Source organism: Paraburkholderia sp. SIMBA_027 (assembly GCF_046535315.1).
Lineage (GTDB): Bacteria > Pseudomonadota > Gammaproteobacteria > Burkholderiales > Burkholderiaceae > Paraburkholderia > Paraburkholderia tropica.
In genome coordinates this window covers 161977-182518 of record NZ_JAWRWY010000019.1, presented here as the reverse complement: position 1 = coordinate 182518, position 20542 = coordinate 161977, and the positions used below count along the sequence as shown (strand labels likewise).

General features: G+C 65.8%; 17 protein-coding genes. 4 read left to right on the top strand and 13 right to left on the bottom strand.

Annotation, left to right across the window (positions count from 1 at the left end; all coding sequences use genetic code 11):
- Window positions 1-171: 171 nt before the first annotated feature.
- The 3 genes from phaC to SB764_RS31015 form a co-directional block, all read right to left on the bottom strand.
- Window positions 172-2157 (bottom strand): class I poly(R)-hydroxyalkanoic acid synthase, encoded by a 1986-nt coding sequence (gene phaC / locus SB764_RS31025; RefSeq protein WP_183716411.1) that lies wholly within the window; start codon window positions 2155-2157, stop codon window positions 172-174.
- A gap of 462 nt (window positions 2158-2619) precedes the next feature.
- Complete coding sequence (gene pgeF, locus SB764_RS31020; protein WP_183038131.1) at window positions 2620-3501, bottom strand: peptidoglycan editing factor PgeF; 882 nt, start codon at window positions 3499-3501, stop codon at window positions 2620-2622.
- Window positions 3498-4844: an RluA family pseudouridine synthase gene (locus SB764_RS31015; RefSeq protein WP_176079275.1), complete on the bottom strand. Its 1347-nt coding sequence runs from the start codon at window positions 4842-4844 to the stop codon at window positions 3498-3500. Before SB764_RS31015 ends, pgeF begins: the two co-directional genes overlap by 4 nt.
- Window positions 4845-4884: 40 nt before the next feature.
- On the opposite strand from SB764_RS31015, the gene SB764_RS31010 reads away from it, so the two are divergent.
- On the top strand, window positions 4885-5775 hold the full coding sequence (locus tag SB764_RS31010) for an outer membrane protein assembly factor BamD (RefSeq protein ID WP_065060110.1): 891 nt from the start codon (window positions 4885-4887) through the stop codon (window positions 5773-5775).
- Between the two features lie 98 nt (window positions 5776-5873).
- Here the strand turns inward: SB764_RS31010 and rlmD are convergent, their stop codons facing one another.
- Window positions 5874-7178, bottom strand: coding sequence for a 23S rRNA (uracil(1939)-C(5))-methyltransferase RlmD (gene rlmD / locus SB764_RS31005; RefSeq protein ID WP_231957549.1), 1305 nt, complete (start codon window positions 7176-7178; stop codon window positions 5874-5876).
- Window positions 7179-7802: 624 nt separating this feature from the next.
- On the opposite strand from rlmD, the gene SB764_RS31000 reads away from it, so the two are divergent.
- Entirely contained in the window at window positions 7803-8150 is a 348-nt protein-coding gene (locus tag SB764_RS31000) for a hypothetical protein (protein ID WP_080180532.1), read from the top strand.
- 85 nt (window positions 8151-8235) lie between these two features.
- Complete coding sequence (locus tag SB764_RS30995; protein ID WP_410865910.1) at window positions 8236-9120, top strand: endonuclease/exonuclease/phosphatase family protein; 885 nt, start codon at window positions 8236-8238, stop codon at window positions 9118-9120.
- Between the two features lie 29 nt (window positions 9121-9149).
- Here the strand turns inward: SB764_RS30995 and SB764_RS30990 are convergent, their stop codons facing one another.
- From SB764_RS30990 to surE, 5 genes are all read right to left on the bottom strand, one after another.
- On the bottom strand, window positions 9150-9932 hold the full coding sequence (locus tag SB764_RS30990; protein ID WP_176079277.1) for a 3'-5' exonuclease: 783 nt from the start codon (window positions 9930-9932) through the stop codon (window positions 9150-9152).
- 67 nt (window positions 9933-9999) lie between these two features.
- Window positions 10000-11082 (bottom strand): RNA polymerase sigma factor RpoS, encoded by a 1083-nt coding sequence (rpoS, locus tag SB764_RS30985; protein ID WP_074984211.1) that lies wholly within the window; start codon window positions 11080-11082, stop codon window positions 10000-10002.
- Between the two features lie 12 nt (window positions 11083-11094).
- Window positions 11095-11997, bottom strand: coding sequence for a peptidoglycan DD-metalloendopeptidase family protein (locus SB764_RS30980; RefSeq protein WP_065060036.1), 903 nt, complete (start codon window positions 11995-11997; stop codon window positions 11095-11097).
- Window positions 11998-12002: 5 nt separating this feature from the next.
- Complete coding sequence (locus SB764_RS30975; protein WP_410865909.1) at window positions 12003-13127, bottom strand: protein-L-isoaspartate(D-aspartate) O-methyltransferase; 1125 nt, start codon at window positions 13125-13127, stop codon at window positions 12003-12005.
- Window positions 13124-13885 carry a 5'/3'-nucleotidase SurE gene (gene surE, locus SB764_RS30970; RefSeq protein WP_065060038.1) on the bottom strand — a complete coding sequence of 254 codons (762 nt, stop codon included), beginning with the start codon at window positions 13883-13885 and terminating at the stop codon, window positions 13124-13126. The genes SB764_RS30975 and surE overlap by 4 nt, the downstream gene beginning before the upstream one ends.
- A 246-nt stretch (window positions 13886-14131) precedes the next feature.
- On the opposite strand from surE, the gene SB764_RS30965 reads away from it, so the two are divergent.
- The gene (locus SB764_RS30965) at window positions 14132-15103 is read left to right on the top strand and encodes an NADPH:quinone oxidoreductase family protein (protein WP_074984216.1); all 972 of its coding nucleotides are present in this window, start codon (window positions 14132-14134) and stop codon (window positions 15101-15103) included.
- Between the two features lie 107 nt (window positions 15104-15210).
- Here SB764_RS30965 and SB764_RS30960 read toward each other — a convergent pair whose 3' ends face one another.
- From SB764_RS30960 to SB764_RS30945, 4 genes are all read right to left on the bottom strand, one after another.
- Complete coding sequence (locus SB764_RS30960; protein WP_065060040.1) at window positions 15211-16515, bottom strand: CaiB/BaiF CoA transferase family protein; 1305 nt, start codon at window positions 16513-16515, stop codon at window positions 15211-15213.
- A 52-nt stretch (window positions 16516-16567) separates the two neighbouring features.
- Window positions 16568-17164 carry a recombination mediator RecR gene (gene recR, locus SB764_RS30955; protein WP_065060041.1) on the bottom strand — a complete coding sequence of 199 codons (597 nt, stop codon included), beginning with the start codon at window positions 17162-17164 and terminating at the stop codon, window positions 16568-16570.
- Between the two features lie 235 nt (window positions 17165-17399).
- Window positions 17400-17726, bottom strand: coding sequence for a YbaB/EbfC family nucleoid-associated protein (locus tag SB764_RS30950; protein WP_027818382.1), 327 nt, complete (start codon window positions 17724-17726; stop codon window positions 17400-17402).
- A gap of 76 nt (window positions 17727-17802) precedes the next feature.
- A complete protein-coding gene (locus tag SB764_RS30945) occupies window positions 17803-20349 on the bottom strand; it encodes a DNA polymerase III subunit gamma/tau (RefSeq protein WP_410865908.1) in 2547 nt (848 codons plus the stop codon).
- Between the last annotated feature and the right edge of the window lie 193 nt (window positions 20350-20542).

Below are 20542 nucleotides of genomic sequence, written 5' to 3'. Positions count from 1 at the left end.
CCGCCACCTTCGCGAGCGAACCACCGAACTTGCCTACCGCGGTGCGGGCGGCCGAAACGATCACAATCTCAGTCATTTTCAGTTCCTCCGGGCGGCGCGATTCTGCGAGAGACGCACACCCAGTCAAGTTAAAAATCCGTCAATTTCCTTGCGTGCCCGCGCGCGTATGTATTATTCGCGCTGCTGCACATAGCGGCCCGGCGCGGGCTCGATTTCCGGAAACTCCGCGGAGCCCGCCTGCGCGCGCGGCTTGACCTTCTTGCCGCCGAACTGGTCGAGCCATTCGGCCCACGTGGGCCACCAACTGCCCGGCTGCTCCGTCGCCTCGCCGAACCAGTCGTCCGCCTCCTCGGGCAGATGTTTGGCGTCGGTTTCGAAGCTCCAGAAACTACGCTTGTTCTTCGAGGGCGGATTGATCACGCCCGCGATGTGCCCCGACGCGCCCAGCACGAACTTGAGCGGCCCCGAGAGCAGCGGCACCGAGGCATACGCCGTGCGCCACGGCACGATGTGATCCTCGCGCGAGCCGTAGATGAACGTGGGCACGTCGATGCGCGAAAGGTCCACTTCCTCGCCGCACACCGTCAGCGCGCCCGGCTCGCGGAGTTTGTTTTCCAGATACGTATTGCGCAGATACCACGCATACATCGGACCGGGCAAGCTCGTCGAGTCGCTGTTCCAGTAGAGCAGATCGAACGCAGCGGGCGTGCGGCCCTTGAGATAATTGTCGACGACGTAATTCCAGACGAGATCGTTCGGACGCAGGAACGAGAACGTGTTGGCGAACTCCATGCCGCGCATGAGGCCCGGCGTGCCGCCGTTCTTGCCGCCGATGGTCTGCTCGCGCATCTGCACGTGCGCCTCGTCGACGAACACGTCGAGCACGCCGGTGTCGGTGAAATCGAGCATGGCCGTGAGCAGCGTCATCGACGCTGCCGGATGTTCGCCGCGCGCCGCCGCGACGGCCAGCGCCGTGGCGAGCAGCGTGCCGCCCACGCAGAAGCCGAGCGTGTTGATCTGCTCGCGGCCGCTGATGCTGCGCACCGTGTCGATGGCGCGCAGCACGCCGTCTTCGATGTAGTCGTCCCAGTCCTTGTCGGCAATGGACGCGTCGCCGTTGTGCCAGGACACGAGGAACACCTGCTGCCCCTGCTCGAGCGCGTATGCGACGAGCGAGTTCTCGGGCTGCAGGTCAAGGATGTAGAACTTGTTGATGCACGGCGGCACGATCAGCAGCGGCCGTTCGCGCACGGTCGGCGTGCGCGGCTTGTATTGAATCAGCTGGAACAGCGCGTTCTCGTAGACGACCGAGCCTTCGGTATTCGCGAGATTACGGCCGACCACGAAGCGCGATTCGTCGGTTTGCGAGATCTTGCCGCGCGTCATGTCGCCGAGCATATTCATCACGCCCTGACGCAGGCTTTCGCCGTGACTTTCGAGCAGCGCGTTCTGCGCTTCGGGATTCAGTGCGAGAAAGTTGCTGGGCGACGCCGCAGCAGTCCATTGCTGCACGACGAAGCGGATGCGCTCGCGCGTTTTCGCGTCGGTGTCGAGCGCGTCGACGAGTTCATGCAGATAGCGCGCGTTCAGCAGATACCACGCAGCCGTGAAGGCATACGCCGGCGTGGCCTTCCAGGCCTCGGCGCTGAAGCGGCGGTCCTTGAGTTCGGGTGCCTTGGGCGTGGCCGCCGACGCTTCGCGCAGCAGTTCCATCGCGTCGCGCGAATACTCGGACTGGAGATGCTGCAGCCGCGTGGGTTCGATCGACGCCGTGGGCATCTTGAACGCCTCGAGCGCGCCGAACGGCGCAGCCATGCCCGGGTTCATCGCAGCCGGATTGAACGCCGCGGGATTGAATGCCGAAGCATTAAAGGCAGAAGGATTAAAGGCCGTGGGATTGAACGCCGCGCCGAAGGCCGCATGCAGCGGATTCGCAGCCGCACCGTTGCCCCCGTTCGCGCCCGGCTGAGCCGCCTGGCCCCACTGCTGCGCGCCCGTTTGTTGCGCAGCATTCATGGCGTTGCGCCAGGCCTGCGTCCACGCTTCGAGCATGTGCTGCATACCGGCCGCGTCCGGCGTGAAATTCGGAAAGAAAGACTGTGCACCGTCTGAAGCACCCGCACCCGGGGCCGTCGTGGAACGTTGAGATGCCGTCATGCCTGCTTTTGACCGATGTGTCCCGAAGGACTGGTTGAGAGGCAGGTGGGCCGCGAACGCTGCGCTGCTGCCGTGCGCCTCGTCGCGTCCTGTCCCGTAGGTGAGGGACATTTTTGCTCCCCACTGCAAAGCGTGTCAATGCTTGTTCCCGATTTTGCCGCACTGCGATATTTTTTTTATTATCGTTTTCCCGATGTAATCCTTCGCTTAAATAGCCAACGTAAAGGCGCAATGCGGTGGCGCACAAAAAATCGCCGTGCGCGCAAGTGCTTGCAACGCGCAAGTCGCATCGTCAATTCGATTCGCAACGCATGCTGCGCCGTATGCCGCCAGTTACGGTGCAGCGCAACAAAATACACGGCCAATCGCACATGAAAGCGATAAAGAAAAACGCGCTTCCACCGCGATAAGACTGCGAGGGAAGCGCGTATTCTGTTGACGACGCGGCGTGCCGGATGCCGTTCAGGGCGTGATCCAGATCAGGGCGGCCATGCGGCCCGTAACGGGCTCGCGGCGATACGAGTAGAAGCGCTCGCGATCTGTGAATGTGCACATGTCGCCGCCGCTCGCGTGCGCGATGCCCAGTCCGGCCAGACGCAGGCGCGCGAGCGCCGGGAGATCGGCGAAGAATTTGCCCGGCGCTGCGGCGCGCGGCGCGAATGCGGCGGCGGTTGCAGCGAGCGTCGCGGCGCGTTGTGCGGCGTCGACAGCGTCGGCGTGATTCATGAACGCGTCACGCACGTCTGCCCCCACCTCGAAGGCTTGCGGGCCGATCGACGGACCGAGGTACGCATGCAACGCACGCGTCTCGCAGCCGGCGAGCGCGGCGACGCGGCGCGCCGTCGCTTCGATCACGCCGGCCGCGAGTCCGCGCCAGCCCGCGTGCGCGGCGCCCACCGCGCGCCCGTCGGGATCGCACAGCAGCACCGGCATGCAGTCGGCGACCATCACCGTACAGGCGATGCCGGGCTGATCCGTCACGCTCGCGTCCGCTTCGAGCGGCGTGTCTGCGCGCGCCGCCGCGAGCGCGTCGGCCGCATCCACCACGCGCGGACCGTGAATCTGCTTGAGCCACGCCGCCGGCACGCCCGCATGCGCGAGCAGACGCGCGCGATTGGCTTCGACCTGATCGAGATCGTCGCCCGAACCGCGTCCGAGATTCATGCCGCCGGGCAGATCGACGCCCTCGCCGTTCGCGTCGCCGTGCTCCGACTTCCAGCGCCCGAACGGCGGCTCGCTGACACCGCCGTTACGCGTGGTGACGAAGGCGCGCACGCGCGGCGACGCACGCCAATCCGGATGCAGCAGATCGGCGGCAATCAGTTCCGGGCAGGTCGTCGTCATGCGGGCTTGTCTCCCTTCGTGTGATCGTCGTGATCGTCGTGATCGCTTTCGTCGTCGCTTTCGCCTTCGTCGTGCCCGTCATCCTCGTCGTCGTGGTCATCTGCGTAATCCTCTTCGTTACTGCCGATTACGTAGCCCTCGTCGGTGTAGGCGCTGTCGAACATGTCGTCGAAGCCGTCTTCGTCCTCTTCCGCGCCGAAGCCGAGCGCTTCGATCAGCTCGTCCATGTCGTCCGGCACTTCGGCTCGCCACTGCATCGCGCGGCCCGTGACCGGATGGATGAGCCCGAGGCGCCAGGCGTGCAGCGCCTGACGCGCAAAGCCGTTGGGCAGCGCCGCGACCGAGCGCTTGCCGCGCGCGTGGCCGTAGACCGGATCGCCGAGCAGCGGATGGCCGACAGCCGCGCAATGCACGCGAATCTGGTGCGTGCGGCCGGTCTCCAGATCGCAATGGATCGCGCTGACCGGCTGGTTGTGCCAGAGCGTCTTGTCGATGCGGCGGAAGTGCGTGCGCGCGGGCTTGCCCGACGCGCCCTTCACCACCGCCATGCGCGTGCGTTCGCGCGAATCGCGGCCGATCGGCGCGTCGATCGTGCCGGATTCGGCGATATTGCCCCAGACGAGCGCCAGATAGCGGCGCTTGACCGTGCGCGCCTGCAACTGGCGCACGAGGTCGGTCTGCGCCTCGAGCGTGCGCGCGACGACCATCAGCCCGGAAGTTTCCTTGTCGAGCCGATGCACGATGCCCGCGCGCGGCAGCCCCGCCGCCGCTTCGCCGTAGCGATGCAGCAGGCCGTTGAGAATCGTGCCGCTCCAGTTGCCCGCCGCCGGATGGACGACGAGGCCCGCGGGCTTGTTGATGACGACGATCGCGTCATCTTCGTAAATAATTTCGAGCGGCACCGGCTCGGGCGTGAACGCGAGCTGCTCGGGCAGCAGGTCCGGCACGAGTTCGATCGTCGCGCCAAGCGGCACCGGCTGGCGCACCTTGGCCGGTTTGCCGTCGACCAGCACGCGCTGCGCCTCGATCCAGCTTTGCAGCCGGTTACGCGAAAATTCGGGGAAAACCTTGGCGAGCACCTTGTCGAGACGCTCGCCCGCAAGCTCGTCGGGCACGTCGGCGCGACGCGCTTCCTGCTCCTGCTGAGCCTGACGCGTACGGGGCTTTCCCGCCGGAATACCGCCAGAAATAGCGCCTGAAGCCTCTTCGGAGACGTCTCCGATCAGGTCGTCGTCAAGCGCCTCATTGGCTGCTGCGGCATTGGGGTCATCGCCCAGGCTATAATCGCTGATGCTGTTTTGGGCGCCGGGAGCGCCGGCACCCGGAGTAACTGAACGGGTCATTGAGTCTGGGTCACCTGTGGACCTGAAGCTGGACTGGAAAATGCGAGCCTTGAACACGATTACGAAACTGGCCCAATATGCGGTGGCCCGGAACGCGGCACGAGCACAAACGCTCGGCAAGATTGGCAACATCATTCGCATTGCCGCCTGCGGCGCTGCGATTGCCGCTGTCGCGGCCTGCCACGGCCTGCCGGAAAAGACCGACGAAACGGCAATGTGGAACAACAACAAATTATATACGGAGGCCCAGGACGCGCTGTCCGGCGGCGACTGGGGCAAGTGCGCGAAATATTTCGAGCAGCTCGAAGGTCGCGATCCGTTCGGCCACTTCGCCCAGCAGGCGCAGATCAACGTTGCCTACTGTAACTGGAAGGACAACGAGAACGACGCGGCCGACCAGGCGATCAACCGCTTTATCCAGCTGCACCCGGATCACCCGGACATCGCCTACGCGTACTACCTGAAGGGCATGATCCACTTCAACGACGACCTTGGTCTGTTCGGCCGCTTCTCCGGCCAGGACATGAGCGAGCGCGATCCGAAGTCGCTGCGCGAGTCGTATGACGCGTTCAAGGTGGTCGTCGACAAGTACCCGCAGAGCAAGTACGCCCCCGACGCGGCGCAGCGCATGCGCTACATCGTGAACGCGCTGGCTTCGCACGAAGTGCACGCGGCCGACTACTACTATCGTCGCGGCGCCTACGTGGCGGCCATCAACCGCGCGCAGCTCGCGATCACCGAGTACAAGAGCGCCCCGGCGATCGAAGACGCGCTGCACATCATGATGCTGTCGTACCAGAAGCTCGAGCAGCCGCAACTGGCCGACGACACGCGCCGCGTGCTCGCCGCCACGTTCCCGGACAGCCCGTACATCACGGGTCACGCGCGTCCGACCAAGGGCGACAACAAGTCCTGGTGGCAAGTCTGGTAAGCGCTGTTCAGTCACCGCGCCGGCCGTTATGCGGTCGCCGCGGGCTGAAACAAAAAACGCCACGGTTTTCCGTGGCGTTTTTTATGCGCTCGCGCGGATCAATCGCGCTCGAACAGGGCGATCGATTCGACGTGCGAGGTGTGCGGGAACATGTTCACCACGCCCGCGCCCTTGAGGCGATAACCGGCTTCGTTGACCAGCACGCCCGCGTCGCGCGCCAGCGTCGCCGGACTGCACGACACGTAGACGATGCGCTTGGGCAGCGGACCGTTGCCGCTCTGCGCGATCTCGGCGAGCGCCTGCGACACCGCGAATGCGCCTTCGCGCGGCGGATCGACCAGAAACTTGTCGAAGTGGCCGAGCGCGCGGATATCGTCGGCGGTGACTTCGAACAGGTTGCGGCAGGCGAACGACGTATGACCGTCCACGCCGTTGGCGCGCGCGTTTTCGAGCGCGCGCGTCGTCAACTGCTCGCTGCCTTCGATGCCGACCACCTCGCGCGACAGACGCGCCAGCGGCAGCGTGAAGTTGCCGATCCCGCAGAACAGATCGAGCACGCGGTCGCCCGGCTCGGGCGCGAGCAGACGCAGCGCGCGGCCCACGAGCACGCGGTTGATCTGATGATTGACCTGCGTGAAGTCGGTCGGCTTGAACGGCATGCGGATGTCGAATTCCGGCAGCGTGTAGTCGAGCGGCGTGTCGAGCGGATAGAACGGGAACACCGTCTCCGGGCCCTTCGGCTGCAGCCAGAACTGCACGTTGTGCTCGTCGGCGAATGCGCGCAGCAGATCTTCGTCGGCGGCCGTAATCGGCTCCAGGATGCGCAGCACGAGCGCCGTGACGCTCGAACCGACAGCCAGCTCGATCTGCGGCATGCGATCGCGAATCGACAGCCCTTCCACCAGCTTGCGCAGCGGCACCAGCATCGCCGAAACGTGCTGCGGCAGCACTTCGCAACTCGTCATGTCGGCCACGTAGCTGCTCTTGCGCTCGTGGAAACCGACCAGCACGCCGCCCTTCTTCGGCACGTTGCGCACGGTCAGGCGCGCGCGATAGCGATAACCCCACGACGGCCCGTGAATCGGGCGGAACATCGTTTCTGAACGCACCTTCGAGAGATGCTGAAGATTGTCTTCGAGCACGCGTTGCTTGACGGCGATCTGGGCGCGCACGTCCAGATGCTGCATCGAACAGCCGCCGCATTTGCCGAAGTACGGACATTGCGGCTTGGTGCGGATCGCGCTTTCGCGCAGCACGCTCACGACTTCCGCCTGTTCGAACGTCGGTTTCTTGCGATAGCTCAGATACGTGACGCGTTCGCCCGGCAGTGCGCCCTCGACGAAGATCACCTTGCCCGGCTCGCCCGTTTCGGTGACGGTGCGGCCCACGCCGCGCGCCTCCATATCGAGCGATTCGATTTCGAGAATCGGGGCCTGAGCGACCGAGGCTTCCACGGCGGCGCGCTTGTCGGCGCGGCGTTCGCGTTTGCTGCGCTTCTTCGAGGGCGCGACGGGAAGCGCACCGGCCTGAAGGGGCGCGGCGTGGAGAGTTTCGGCTTGAGGGTCGGGGGCAGCTTGGGACACCAGCGGATTCCTGACAGACAGTGGGGTGGATTTTTTGGGCGAAGGCGAGATTGTAGTCGATTCGGCGGCAGCGGCCTCATGCGCGCCGCGTCGCGCTGCACGGAAATCACGCTAAACGACGCGATCTGCGCCTGCGCCGAGTCTGAAAATCGGACCGCTGCGCTTTCAGATTAGTCTGATGCCCGTGACTGACGCCCGTCAGTACGATGGTTCTTGCGACGTGCCTGCGACGCGCACCGATCTCCAGCGGTTTCCATCGATACCACCCGCAGACTCCGCTTTCTTTCCGTTTGATCTCCGCCCGACTCCATTTTCGCTCGGCGTCTTCGCGCGGCATTTCGGATTCCCGAATAGATCGCTCATCCGGTTTCGGACTCATCTGATGGAAACGGCACGGCGTTCAGCGTACTCGTTGCAGACCCCATCACTATTTTCGACATCGCCATGAAAACCCTGCTTTGCTGCACACTCGGCGCCGCGGCGCTGGCACTCGCTGCCTGCTCCGCGCCCACGGCCAAACCGGAAACCGTCATGTCCACGGTCGCGCCCGGCATGACGCAAAACGACGTCATCAAGCGCGTCGGCCCGCCCGACCGGTTCTACGGCGAAAGCGGCAACGAATGCTTCCAGTATGCGCTCGGCAAATACGGCAATGTGCCGTTCGCCATCTATTTCAAACGCCAGGCGGTCATTGCGACCGCGCGCGCGACCTGCGATCCCGCACAGGTCCGCGCGGCTGCCGGGCCGGCCGTCGCCTGGCATTCGACCGACTACAGCGTCACGCGCCGCTGATCCGCGCAACGCAAGCATCGTTTCTGCACGGCTTCCTGCACGATACTGTCCAGATCTTCTCGTCTCGCAATCGCGGGAGTTCGCCATGAAACTCGTGAGCTGGAACGTGCAGTGGGGCCGCAACGCATCGGGCATCGTCGATCTCGCGCGCACCGTGCGCGAAGCCCGGCGGCTCGCCGACTTCGACGTGCTCTGTCTACAGGAAATCACGCGCGGTTTTCACGCGCTGCCGGGCGGTCCCGGCGACGATCAATTCGCGGAACTCGCGGCACTGCTGCCGGGCTTCACCGTGATCGAGGCGATTGGTGCCGATCTGCCCCCGGTGTCCGCACACGCGGGTCGATCCGTCGGAAAACGGCGGCAGTTCGGCAATGCGCTCGCGACGCGGCTGCCTGTCGCGCAGGTGTTCCGCCATCTGCTGCCCTGGCCCGCCGACGAGGCTGCGCCCTCGATGCAGCGTGTGGCGCTCGAAGCCGTCCTCGATGTTTCGGGCGCGACGACCGCGGGCGGCGCGCTGCGCATCCTCGTGACTCATCTGGAGTTTTATTCGGAACGCCAGCGGCTGGCGCAGGTGGATGAGTTGCGCCGCTTGCAGCAGGAAGCCGCCGGCCACGCGGCGCGGCCCGCACCGGTGGAAAACGCCGACGGGCCGTTCGCACGCACCGCCCGGCCCGCGAGCGCAATCGTCTGCGGCGATTTCAACAGCGAATGGAATAGCGCGGCGTACCGGCGCATGCTGGCGCCGATCGACGACAGCCCGGCCTTTATCGACGCCTGGGCCGCGCTGCACCCGGGCGCGACACCGCCGCCCACGGCAGGCGTCTACGACACGCAGCAATGGCCGGACGGACCGATCAGCTGCGACTTCGTGTTCGTCACGGAGGATTTGAGCGCGCGTCTTAAGCGCTGCGAGTTCGACGGCGCGACGCAGGCGTCGGATCATCAGCCGGTCGTACTCGACATCGACTGATGCCGAGCACGAACGCGTGCCGCACCGACTTACTCGGCGTCGCCGAACGCCTTCAGATATTCGTCCCAGTGCGGCGCCGTTTCGGCCGCGAGCGACTGCTTCACGAAGGTGATTTCGTCCGCATATTCACGCTCGCTGAAGCCGCCGCGCATCATCTGAAAGCGGCAGTAAAGCAGATACGTATTGACCACGTCCGTTTCGCAGTAGTTGCGGATTTCCTCGATCTGGCCCGCCTGGAACGCCGTCCACACCTGGCCGCCGTCCATGCCGAGCTTGCCCGGGAAGCCGCACAGCTTCGCGAGCGCGTCGAGCGGCGCGTTGGCGCGCGCCTGGTACATCGCGAGCAGGTCCATCAGGTCGGTGTGACGCGAGTGATAGCGGCTGATGTAGTTGTTCCACTTGAACTCGCGGTCCGCATCGCCCATTTCCCAGTAGCGCACCGCGCGAATGCCGTGCACCAGCGCGCGGTAGTGCAGCACGGGCAGATCGAAGCCACCGCCGTTCCACGACACCAGTTGCGGCGAATACTTCTCGATGGTGCGATAGAACGAGTCGATCAGCTTGGCCTCGCCGTCACCGAGCGTGCCGAGCGAGCGCACGCGAAAGCCCTGGCCGTCGCGGAACACACAGGAAATCGCGGCCACGCGTTGCAGATGATGCGGCAGGAAATCGCTGCCCGTCTTCTCGCGGCGCGCGGCGAACGCGTGTTCGGCCACTTCGGCGTCGGTGAGCGTGGCGGGCAGATCTTCGAGACGGCGAATGCCGTCCACATCGGGAATCGTCTCGATGTCGAATACGAGTACAGGTGTCATACCGGATAGCAGCACGGAATCGGCGCGGACAGCCCGCGCCGAAGGGGTTGTTCTGGGTGAGTCGGGCTTAGAGAACGGCGTCCTTGCGCACGCCGTTCGACGCGAAAAAGCGTTTGAGGCGCACCAGCGCTTCCTGCTGGATCTGCCGCACGCGCTCGCGCGTGAGGCCCATTTCGTCGGCCAGTTCTTCGAGTGTGGCCGGTTCGATATGGTTCAGGCCAAAGCGCCGTTCAATGACGTGACGATGCTTGTCCGACAAACGACCGAGCCATGCGCGCGTCAGCGTTTCCAGTTCGCGATGCTGCACTTCGGCATCGGGCGACTGGCTCTGGTCGTCGGACAGCAGATCGAGCAGACTGCTCGCAGGATCGAGATCGAGCGGCGCGTCGAGCGAAGCCGTATGCTCGTTGAGCGCGAGGATGTCGGTGACTTCCTCGGTGGTCTTGCCGGTGAGATAGGCGATGTCGTCGATGCTCGCGTCGCGCCGTTCCGACGCCGCGTTGGTGTTCATCGAATTCTTCTCCAGATGGCGCTTGGCGCGCAGCACCTGGTTGAGTTCGCGGATCACGTGCACGGGCAGGCGCACCGTGCGTGCCTGGTTCATGATCGCGCGCTCGATACTCTGACGGATCCACCAGGTGGCGTAGGTAGAAAACCGGAAGCCGCGCGTAGGATCGAACTTCTCGATCGCGTGCATGAGACCGAGGTTGCCTTCCTCGATCAGATCGAGCAAAGGCACGCCGCGATTCAGATAACCTTTCGCAATGCTCACGACGAGACGCAAATTGCGCTCGATCATGACCTGACGCGCCTCGAACTCGCCGGCCTTCGCCAGACGCGAGTAGCGCTGCTCCTCCTCGACGGTGAGCAGAGGCTTGACGCTGATCCGGTTCAGATAATGCTGGATGGTGTCGGCCGTGAGCTCGGCCTGAAGGATGGCGCGGAAATCGTCGGCGTCCGAGGGCGCAGCGCCCTCTTCGCCTTCGCGGCTGCTACTTTCTTCGGAGCCCGATTCACGCTCTTCGCGTTCCTCGCGCTCCTCGAAATCGCGCTCCTCGTCGTCGGCCGCCTGCGCGCCGTCCTCCACCGAAACCTGGGCGGCTTGACTGTCAGACTCGGCTTGCTGCAGACGGCGCTTCGATTTCGGCATGGTCGGCTCGCTTTATTGCGGCGGCAAGTACTTCAGTGGGTCGACGGGCTTGCCCTGACGGCGTACTTCGAAATGCAGCATCACGCGATCGGAGTCAGTATTGCCCATTTCGGCAATTTTCTGTCCCTTGGTGACCGCATCGCCCTCTTTTACCATCAAAGCCCGGTTGTGTGCGTACGCTGTCAAAAACGTGGCGTCATGCTTGATGATAATGAGATTGCCGTATCCGCGCAGCCCATTTCCGGCATAAACCACGCGGCCATCACCTGCTGCCTTGACCGGATCGCCCGCTGCGCCGCCGATATTGATGCCCTTGTTCTTCGAATCGTCGAAGCCGTTGAGCAACGGACCGCGCACCGGCCACGCGAGCGCGATGCTGCCGCCCGGCGCCGCGGCCATGTCGCCTGTGCTGGCAGCGGGCGGCACGGCGGCTTGCGGCGCCGACGTGGCATTCGCACCCGAACCGATCATCGGCGGCATGGCAGCCTGCGAGCCCGGCGGCGGCGAAGCCGCCATACCCGGCACAGGTGCGGTCACGACGCCCGGCGTGTAGGCCGCAGCATTGCTCGCACCCGGCGGCACGACACGCAGCAACTGATCCACCTCAATCTGGTTCGGATTGGTGAGGTTGTTCCACGTGGCGATGTCGCGATAGTTCTGACCGTTTTCGAGCGCAATCCTATAGAGAGTGTCGCCCGGCTTCACCCGGTAATATCCCGGAGGCGGCGGACCGAGCGGCACCGGCGGCTGCGCGCCAGCCGTACCGAGCGGTGCGGTGCGGTCCACGACGGGCGCGTTGTCGAGACGCGTCGCGCAGGCCGTCAGGAGACAGAGCGCGATGACCGAGGCACTGCGTTGGGCCGCGGTCAGGTCGATATTCAAGCGTTTTCTTTGCATCGCGCGCAACATACTCATCGGTTTCAGATCACTCCGGATTTTAAAGGGACAAAGAAAACGCGATCAAGCCGCGACTCCCGCCATTGCGCCGGACCCGTGCGCTCCACGAGCGTGAGCACCTGGGTCTGTTCGTCCTGCTCGGCGACCGGCGCCACGAGCCGGCCGCCAATGGCGAGCTGCTCGAGCAGCGCCTGCGGCACGTCGAAGCCCGCGGCGGCAATCACAACCGCGTCGAACGGCGCCGCCGACGGCAAACCGAGCCGTCCGTCGCCGTAATGCAAGCGGATGTTCGGGATGCGCAGCGGACGCAGGTTCGTCTTCGCGCGCTCGTATAACGGCTTGATGCGTTCAATCGAATACACATCGCGTGCAATCCGGCTCAAGACCGCGGCCTGGTAGCCGCAGCCCGTGCCGATTTCGAGCACGCGGTCGAGCTCCCGGCCCGCGCCCGCGAGTTCCAGCATGCGGGCGACGACCGAAGGCTTCGAGATGGTCTGGTGATGACCGATCGGCAGCGCCGCATCTTCGTAAGCCTGAGCCGCGAGGCCCGGATCGACGAACATGTGGCGCGGCACGGCCGCGAGCGCCTGCAGCACGCGCGGATCGGTCACGCCATTGGCACGCAGGCGTTCGACCATGCGTTCGCGCACCCGTTCCGAAGTCAGCGCAAGTGCACCGTTGAGCGCAACGCCGGGCGCACCGGCGCTGGGCGTCACGTGCGGCCGCGCCTGCACGGCCGTGTGCGGCTGAGACGGCCTGGCGGACGGCGCCGACGCCCCTTGAAACGATTGCGCGGAACGCGTGCCGAGATCGGCACGCGGCTTGGCCGACGCGCTGCCTGGCGAACTACCCAGCGAACTACCCGACGAACTACCGGAAAGATGGCCAGGATGCGCGGACTTGCGCGCGGGCGAAGCCGCGCTGTGCGCGGCGCCCGGCGGCTTGGCGGCCTTGACGCCAGTGCCCGCGCCCACGACACCCGATGCGCCCGGACCGCGCGCACCCGGCGCGGCCTTCGCGGCCGTGCCCTTCGCGATGCCGGGCTTGCTCGCGGACGCGAGCGAACCGCGCGCGTCGTCGCGACGACGCGGCTCGCGCACGAGATCCGCGAGGCCCAGCGGGAAACGCTTCGTGCGCTCGCCCGTCATGAAGCGCCGCCGCCCTGGCGCACCCAGTCGTGCGTCGCCGGCAACATGTGCGTATGCGTGAGGTCGAGTTGCAGCGGCGTGATCGACACATGACCGTTCGCGACTGCGTGGAAGTCCGTGCCCTCGCTCGCGTCGCGCGCGCTGCCCGACGGACCGATCCAGTAGATCGGTTCGCCGCGCGGATTGGTTTCGCGGATCACGGGCTGCGAGGGATGGCGCTTGCCGAGGCGCGTCACGCGCCAGTCGCCGATTTCCTCGTAGGGCAGGTTCGGGATGTTGACGTTCAGCAGCGGGCTGCCCGGCAGCGGATGTTCGAGGTAATGCTTGACGATTTCGGCCGCGACGCGCGCGGCGGAATCGAGGTGCACCCAATCCTTCTCGACGAGCGAGAACGCAATGGCGGGCACGCCGAACATGATGCCTTCGGTTGCCGCCGCGACCGTGCCCGAGTAAAGCGTGTCTTCGCCCATGTTCTGGCCGTTGTTGATGCCGGACACGACGAGATCGGGCTTGTGCTCGAGCATGCCCGTGAGCGCGATATGCACGGAGTCGGTGGGCGTGCCGTTGACGTAATAAAAGCCCGTCGAGGCCGAGCGCAACACCGAAAGCGGGCGCCACAGCGTGAGCGAGTTGGAAGCGGCGCTGCAGTTCTGCTCGGGCGCCATCACCGTGACTTCGCCGAGCGGCTTGATCGCTTCGTAAAGCGCGGCAAGGCCGGGGGCGAGGTAACCGTCGTCGTTGCTGATCAGGATTCGCATCAGCCGATTGTAACCGAGGAAAGAAGGCAGGCGAACGACAGGCGGAGGCCCGCTGCGTCGCCGCTTACGACTCCACGCGCGGCGCATTCCTACGATCGCTTTCATGAGATCGCAGGGCCATTTTCCGATGTTCCTCTTGTATGCTTCTTCGAAAGAAAACTGCACGACCGTTCGCAATCCGTCGGATTGCCGTACACTGTGCTGCTGTGCAGTATCCATGACCGAAGTGACAAGACAGGAGACACGATGCGCGCAATCCGCTGCAACCAGTACGGCCCGCCCGACACGCTCTCGATCGAGGAACTGCCCGACCTCGTGCCGGGCGCGGGCCAGGTCGTCATCGACGTGAAAGCCGCGGCCGTCAACTTCCCCGACGTGCTGATCATCGAGAACAAATATCAGGTCAAGCCGCAGTTGCCGTTCACGCCGGGCGCGGAAGTCGCGGGCATCGTGCGCGCAGCGGGCGAAGGCGTGAAGTTCGCGCCCGGCACGCGCGTGGTCGCCTACGTGGGCAACGGCGGCTTCGCACAGCAGGCCATCGCCGAAGCGGCCGCCTGCGTGCCGCTGCCCGAAGGCGCCGACTTCGCGACGGCCGCGGCCTTCACGCTCGCCTACGGCACCTCGCATCACGCGGTGGTCGACCGCGCGGCGCTGCGTGCGGGCGAAACGATGCTCGTGCTCGGCGCGGCGGGCGGCGTGGGCCTCGCGGCGGTGGAGATCGGCAAGGCGCTGGGCGCGCGCGTGATCGCGGCGGCATCGAGCGAAGAAAAGCTCGAAGTCTGCCGCCGCTTCGGCGCCGACGCGACCATCAACTACACGACCGAGGATCTGCGCGAGCGCATCAAGGCGCTCACCGACGGCAAGGGCCCGGACGTGATCTACGATCCGGTCGGCGGCGAGTATGCGGAACCGGCGTTCCGCAGCATCGGCTGGCGCGGGCGCTATCTGGTGGTCGGCTTCGCCAACGGCGAGATTCCGAAGCTGCCGCTCAATCTCGCGCTGCTCAAGGGCGCGAGTCTCGTCGGCGTGTTCTGGGGCGATTACGCGCGCCGCGAACCGAAGAACAATGCGGCCGCGTTCGCGGAGATGGTCGGCTGGATCGGCGAAGGCAAGCTCAAGCCGTATGTCTCGAAGCGCTACACGCTCGACGAAACCGCGCAGGCGCTCAAGGACATGGCCTCGCGCAAGGTCACTGGCAAGATCGTCATCGAACCCTGAGTCGCGAATCGGCGTCCGGAACCGGCATCCGGTTCGCGCACAATGAAAAAAGGCTCGCTGAATGCGAGCCTTTTTGTTGTTGCAACGGCCACGCAGGCCGCCGCGCGCTACACGACCTGCTGCTCGTGCAGCCGCGCGATCTGATCGGCGTCGTAGCCGAGCGAGCGCAGCACTTCGTCGGTGTGCTCGCCGAGCGCCGGACCGAGCCAGCGCGTGTCGCCGGGCGTCGCCGAGAGCTTGGGCGTGACGCCGGGCAGCGCGATATCGACGCCCTCGCCCGGCTCGCCAGCTTCACCATTCGCGCCCTTCGTCTGCCAGCGGAACTGCTGGATCATCTGGCGCGCGGCAAACTGCGGATCGGTGAACATGTCTGCGGCGCTGTAGATGCGGCCCGCGGGCACGTCGGCGGCATTGAGCACGTCGAGCGCCTCGTCGATGGTGCGCGACGACAGCCACGCGGCAATCGCGCCATCGATCTCGGCGGTGCGCGGCACGCGACCGTCGTTGTGCGCGAGCGCGGGATCGCTGGCGAGATCCTCGCGCTCGATCGCCGTCATCAGCCGTTTGAAAATCGGATCGCTATTGCCGCCGATCACGATGCTGCCGTCGCGGCACGGATACGTATTCGACGGCACGATGCCCGGCAGCGACGCACCCGTGCGCTCGCGCACCATGCCGTACACGCCATATTCGGGCACCACGCTTTCCATCATGTTGAAGACGGCTTCGTAGAGCGCCACGTCGACAATCTGGCCGCTGCCGCCGTTCATGTTGCGATGATGCAGCGCCATCATCGCGCCGATCACGCCATGCAGCGCCGCGATCGAATCGCCGATCGAAATGCCGATGCGCGGCGGCGGCAGTTCGGGATAGCCGGTGATGTGACGCAGACCGCCCATCGACTCGGCAATCGCGCCGAAGCCCGGACGATCGCGATACGGCCCGGTCTGGCCATAGCCCGACAGCCGCACCATCACGAGACCGGGGTTGTGCTTCGAGAGCACGTCGTAACCGAGCCCGAGTTTTTCGAGCAGCCCGGGCCGGAAGTTCTCGACGACGATGTCCGCCTCCGCCGCCAGACGACGCACGATCTCCTTGCCCTCTTCGGCCTTGAGATTGACCGTCACCGACTTCTTGTTGCGCGCCTGCACGGCCCACCAGAGCGATGTGCCGCCGGCCTCGGGCCAGAGCTTGCGCCACTTGCGCAGCGGGTCGCCGCCCTTCGGGTCCTCGATCTTGATGACTTCGGCGCCGAACTCGCCCAGAAAACGCGCGGCGAACGGGCCCGCGATCAGCGTGCCGAGTTCGAGCACCTTCACGCCCGCGAGCGGGCCCGCGCTTTTTGCATCGGCGTTCGCGCCGGTGTTGGCTCCCGTCTGGGCGCCGGATTCGTTGGATGCGGCTGCGCTCATGTGTCTCCTTGCGTGTTCTTCGCTGCGGCTCGGGTCGCTTGCATCGAGCCGCTTACATCGAGCGGCGGTCGAGCATCGCGCGCGCGATCGTGCCCGCGTCGACGTATTCGAGTTCGCCGCCCACCGGCACGCCGCGCGCGAGTCGCGTGACCGCGAGGCCGCGCGCCTTGAGCGTCTGGCCGAGATAGTGCGCGGTCGCCTCGCCTTCGTTCGTGAAGTTGGTTGCGAGCACGACTTCCTTGACGACGCCGTCGGAGGCGCGCTTCACGAGGCGGTCGAAATGAATTTCCTTGGGACCGATGCCGTCGAGCGGGCTCAGATGCCCCATCAGCACGAAATACAGCCCGCGATACGTAAGGGTCTGTTCGAGCATGATCTGGTCGGCGGGCGTTTCGACCACGCAGAGCAGCGTGGGATCGCGCTCATCGTCGAGACAGGTTTCGCACACCTGAGCTTCGGTAAACGTGTTGCACTTCTCGCAGTGCTTGAGGTTCTCGGTGGCGAACGTGAGCGCACGGCCGAGCTTTTCAGCGCCTTCGCGGTCGTGCTGCATCAGGTGATAGGCCATGCGCTGCGCCGACTTCGGCCCGACGCCGGGCAACACGCGCAGCGCTTCGACGAGCGCCGACAGGGCGGAAGGTTGTTTCATGCGGATTCAGCGCGGCAAAGCGGTAAGCGGACGATAAACGGACAAGAGCGATCGATGATCCCGCCATCGACGCGCGCTCAAGTCAACCAGCAAAGCCGCTCAGCGAGCCGTTCTGCTCGCGCGGCAAACCGCGCACAGGGCCACGCGCATGCGCGGCCCGGCGCGGGTACATCGGTACATCAGCGGTGCGCGCGCACGCCGGTCCATGCGGACCCGCGGCACGCGGCAACCTGCCTTAGAACGGCATCTTGAAGCCCGGCGGAATCGGCAGACCGGCCGTCATGCCGCTCATCTTTTCCTGCGACGTGGCTTCGGCCTTGCGCACGGCGTCGTTGAACGCAGCGGCGACGAGGTCTTCGAGCATGTCCTTGTCGTCGGCGAGCAGGCTCGGATCGATCGACACGCGGCGCACGTCGTTGCGGCAGGTCATCGTCACCTTGACGAGACCGGCGCCCGCCTGCCCCTCGACTTCGATCTGGGCCAGCTGCTCCTGCGCCTTCTTCATGTTTTCCTGCATCTGCTGGGCTTGCTTCATGAGCCCGGCGAGTTGGCCTTTCAACATTTCATTGCTCCTTGTGGATCATGGTGATGCGTCACGCGCGCGGCGACGGAGCACGCTCCGCGCCGCGCGGCGCAATTCAATGGGCGGCCTGGCCGCCCTGCGCGGCTTCGGGCGCGATCGGCCGGATCGAACCGGGCACGATGCTCGCGCCGAAGTCGCGAATCAGTTGCTGCACGAACGGATCGGCACCGATCACGCGTTCGGCGTCGCGCTGACGCTCGGCGCGCGCGGCGGCGTCGAGCGCGGCGGCCGTGCGGCGCGCCGGACCGACCGTCACGTCGACCTCGACGGGCTTGCCGAGCGCTTCCGCGAGCGCCGTCTTGAGCTTGGCGACCTGCGAGCTTTCCGCGTACTGCGGCACCGGCACGCTGAGCTTGAGCACGCCGCCATCGAGCGCGGTCAGTTCGCTGTTGAACGCGAGCTGATACGAAATGCCCTTGAGCGGCAGCGTCGCGGCCAGCGCGGGCCAGTCGCCGTTGAAGCCGATCGCGTCGAGCGCGATGCCCGGCGGCAGCTTGCTCACGTCGACGACAGCAGCGGAAGCGGCTGAACTCGCGCGCGGCGCGGCGTTTCCGTTGTCGAACGACGGCGCGAAGCCGTCATCGGACGACGAGAAATACGCATCGTCGGCACCGATCGGCATGTAATCGTCGGGCGGCATGTCGTCGAACTGACTGCCCCACGGCGGCGCGTCGGACGCATCCTGACGCGCGGCAGCGGCGCGCGGCTGACGTCCCTGCGCTTCCTGCGCGGCGGCGGCGCGACGCGCGGGATCGGGCGTCGGCACCTTCACTTCCATGCGCGGCTTGTCGAGTTTCGGCGCGGGCGCAGCAGGCGCGGAGGCGCCGGCCGGCGTGCGCGCGGCGGAACGATCCGTCGAGACGCGCAGGCCCTTGTTGCGCAGCAGATCGAGCGCGGCGCTCGCGCCGCTGCGTCCGCCCGCCGATGCAGCGGGCGATTCGAACGGGTCGTCGGACGCTTGCTGCGTTTGGGCAGGCACAGGCGCGGGCGCGGGTTCGGCGGCAACAGGCTCAGCCGCTGCGACGGCTTCATCCGCCGGTTTCGCGCTCGCGGCTTCGATCGAAGCCGGTTCCGGCGATGCAAGCGGCGACTCCGCCACGGCTTCCGCGCTGACAGCCTCGACCGGCGCGGCAGCGGCTTCGGCCTGAACCGGAGCTGCGGTCGCTTCGTCTTCCCACGGCGGCACGACGCGCGGCTGCGCGGCGCTCGTTTCAACCTTCGCGGGTTCAGCAGGCGCGGCTTCCACCGGCTTCGCGGCCGCAACAGGCGCGGGCTCCGGCGTAACGACGCCCGGCGTAACGACGCTCGGCGTAACCGGCGCGACCGACGTGACCGGAGCAACCGGCACAGTCACACGCGGCGCAGCAACGGGCGCGGCAACCTGCGGCTGCGCATCGGCACGCGATACCGGCGCGGCGCTCACAGCCGGCGCCGACGCACGCGCACTCGCTGCGCTGCTCGCGACACCCGCCGCAGCCGGCTTCGACGCCGGCGCGCTACCGACGCTCCCCGCGCTCACAGAAGGCGCGAACGCCAGCATGCGCAGCAGCGCCATCGTGAAACCCGCATACTCGTCGGGCGCGAGACCCAGTTCGCTACGACCCAGCGTGGCGATCTGATAATAAAGCTGGACCTGTTCCGGATTCAGCGCCTGCGCGAAGCGGCGCACATCGTCGGCCTCGGGCCATTCGTCGAGCACCGAAGCCGGCGCAAATTGCGCCCAGCCGATGCGATGGAACAGACTCGCGAGATCCTGCAGCGCCGTCGAGAACGACAGGCTGCGCAGCGCCATTTCGTCCGCGATCGACAGCACGTTGGGGCCGTCGCCGGCCACCAGCGCGTCGATCAGGCGAATCAGATAGCTCTGGTCGAGTGCGCCGAGCATGCCGCGCACGGCCTCTTCCGTCACCTGATTGGCCGAATACGCGATCGCCTGATCAGTCAGCGAGAGCGCGTCGCGCATCGAACCGTCGGCGGCGCGCGCGAGCAGACGCAGCGCCTGCGGCTCGAACTCGACTTTTTCTTCGCCGAGAATATGCGTCAGATGCTCGACGATATTGCCGGCGGGCATCTGCTTCAAATTGAATTGCAGACAGCGCGAAAGCACGGTGACCGGAATCTTTTGCGGATCGGTCGTCGCGAGAATGAACTTCACGTGCGGCGGCGGCTCTTCCAGCGTCTTCAGCATCGCGTTGAAGGCGTGGTTCGTGAGCATGTGCACTTCGTCGATCATATAGACCTTGAAGCGCGCATCGACCGGCGCGTAGACGGCGCGCTCGAGCAGCGCGGCCATTTCGTCGACGCCGCGATTACTCGCCGCATCCATTTCCACGTAATCGACAAAGCGCCCTTCGTCGATTTCCCGGCACGCGCGACACACGCCGCACGGCTTGGACGTCACGCCGGTCTCGCAATTGAGCGCCTTGGCGAAGATGCGCGAGAGCGTCGTCTTGCCCACGCCGCGCGTGCCCGTGAAGAGGTACGCGTGATGGAGACGCCCGCCGTCGAGCGCATGCGTGAGCGCGCGCACCACGTGCTCCTGTCCGACGAGCGAAGCGAAATCCTTCGGTCGCCACTTGCGTGCGAGAACTTGATAGGTCATCCGGAAATTGTATCAGCAACGCCCGCGCGCTCCGATGAATCGGAAGGCGCCGAACGCCTTGTGTGCAGGCGCGCGGAACGGGGTCGCCCATGCTCGGCGAAACCGGTGCGAAAGCGCGCGCAAAAACCGCTCGACGCTGGTGCAAACGGGCATGACGCGAAACGATAAACGTGCGGAAGCCGGATGCTATGCG

Excerpts from the sequence above, each read along its gene's own strand:
- SB764_RS31000 (WP_080180532.1), top strand. The coding sequence starts at position 7,803 with ATGAAAACCCTGCTTTGCTGCACACTCGGCGCCGCGGCGCTGGCACTC.
- pgeF (WP_183038131.1), bottom strand. The coding sequence starts at position 3,501 with ATGACGACGACCTGCCCGGAACTGATTGCCGCCGATCTGCTGCATCCG.
- phaC (WP_183716411.1), bottom strand. The coding sequence starts at position 2,157 with ATGACGGCATCTCAACGTTCCACGACGGCCCCGGGTGCGGGTGCTTCA.
- SB764_RS31015 (WP_176079275.1), bottom strand. The coding sequence starts at position 4,844 with ATGACCCGTTCAGTTACTCCGGGTGCCGGCGCTCCCGGCGCCCAAAAC.
- SB764_RS30960 (WP_065060040.1), bottom strand. The coding sequence starts at position 16,515 with ATGAGCGCAGCCGCATCCAACGAATCCGGCGCCCAGACGGGAGCCAAC.
- SB764_RS30975 (WP_410865909.1), bottom strand. The coding sequence starts at position 13,127 with ATGACGGGCGAGCGCACGAAGCGTTTCCCGCTGGGCCTCGCGGATCTC.
- SB764_RS30990 (WP_176079277.1), bottom strand. The coding sequence starts at position 9,932 with ATGACACCTGTACTCGTATTCGACATCGAGACGATTCCCGATGTGGAC.
- recR (WP_065060041.1), bottom strand. The coding sequence starts at position 17,164 with ATGAAACAACCTTCCGCCCTGTCGGCGCTCGTCGAAGCGCTGCGCGTG.
- SB764_RS30980 (WP_065060036.1), bottom strand. The coding sequence starts at position 11,997 with ATGAGTATGTTGCGCGCGATGCAAAGAAAACGCTTGAATATCGACCTG.
- rpoS (WP_074984211.1), bottom strand. The coding sequence starts at position 11,082 with ATGCCGAAATCGAAGCGCCGTCTGCAGCAAGCCGAGTCTGACAGTCAA.
- surE (WP_065060038.1), bottom strand. The coding sequence starts at position 13,885 with ATGCGAATCCTGATCAGCAACGACGACGGTTACCTCGCCCCCGGCCTT.
- SB764_RS30995 (WP_410865910.1), top strand. The coding sequence starts at position 8,236 with ATGAAACTCGTGAGCTGGAACGTGCAGTGGGGCCGCAACGCATCGGGC.
- SB764_RS31010 (WP_065060110.1), top strand. The coding sequence starts at position 4,885 with ATGCGAGCCTTGAACACGATTACGAAACTGGCCCAATATGCGGTGGCC.
- SB764_RS30965 (WP_074984216.1), top strand. The coding sequence starts at position 14,132 with ATGCGCGCAATCCGCTGCAACCAGTACGGCCCGCCCGACACGCTCTCG.
- SB764_RS30945 (WP_410865908.1), bottom strand. The coding sequence starts at position 20,349 with ATGACCTATCAAGTTCTCGCACGCAAGTGGCGACCGAAGGATTTCGCT.
- rlmD (WP_231957549.1), bottom strand. The coding sequence starts at position 7,178 with ATGGAGGCGCGCGGCGTGGGCCGCACCGTCACCGAAACGGGCGAGCCG.
- SB764_RS30950 (WP_027818382.1), bottom strand. The coding sequence starts at position 17,726 with ATGTTGAAAGGCCAACTCGCCGGGCTCATGAAGCAAGCCCAGCAGATG.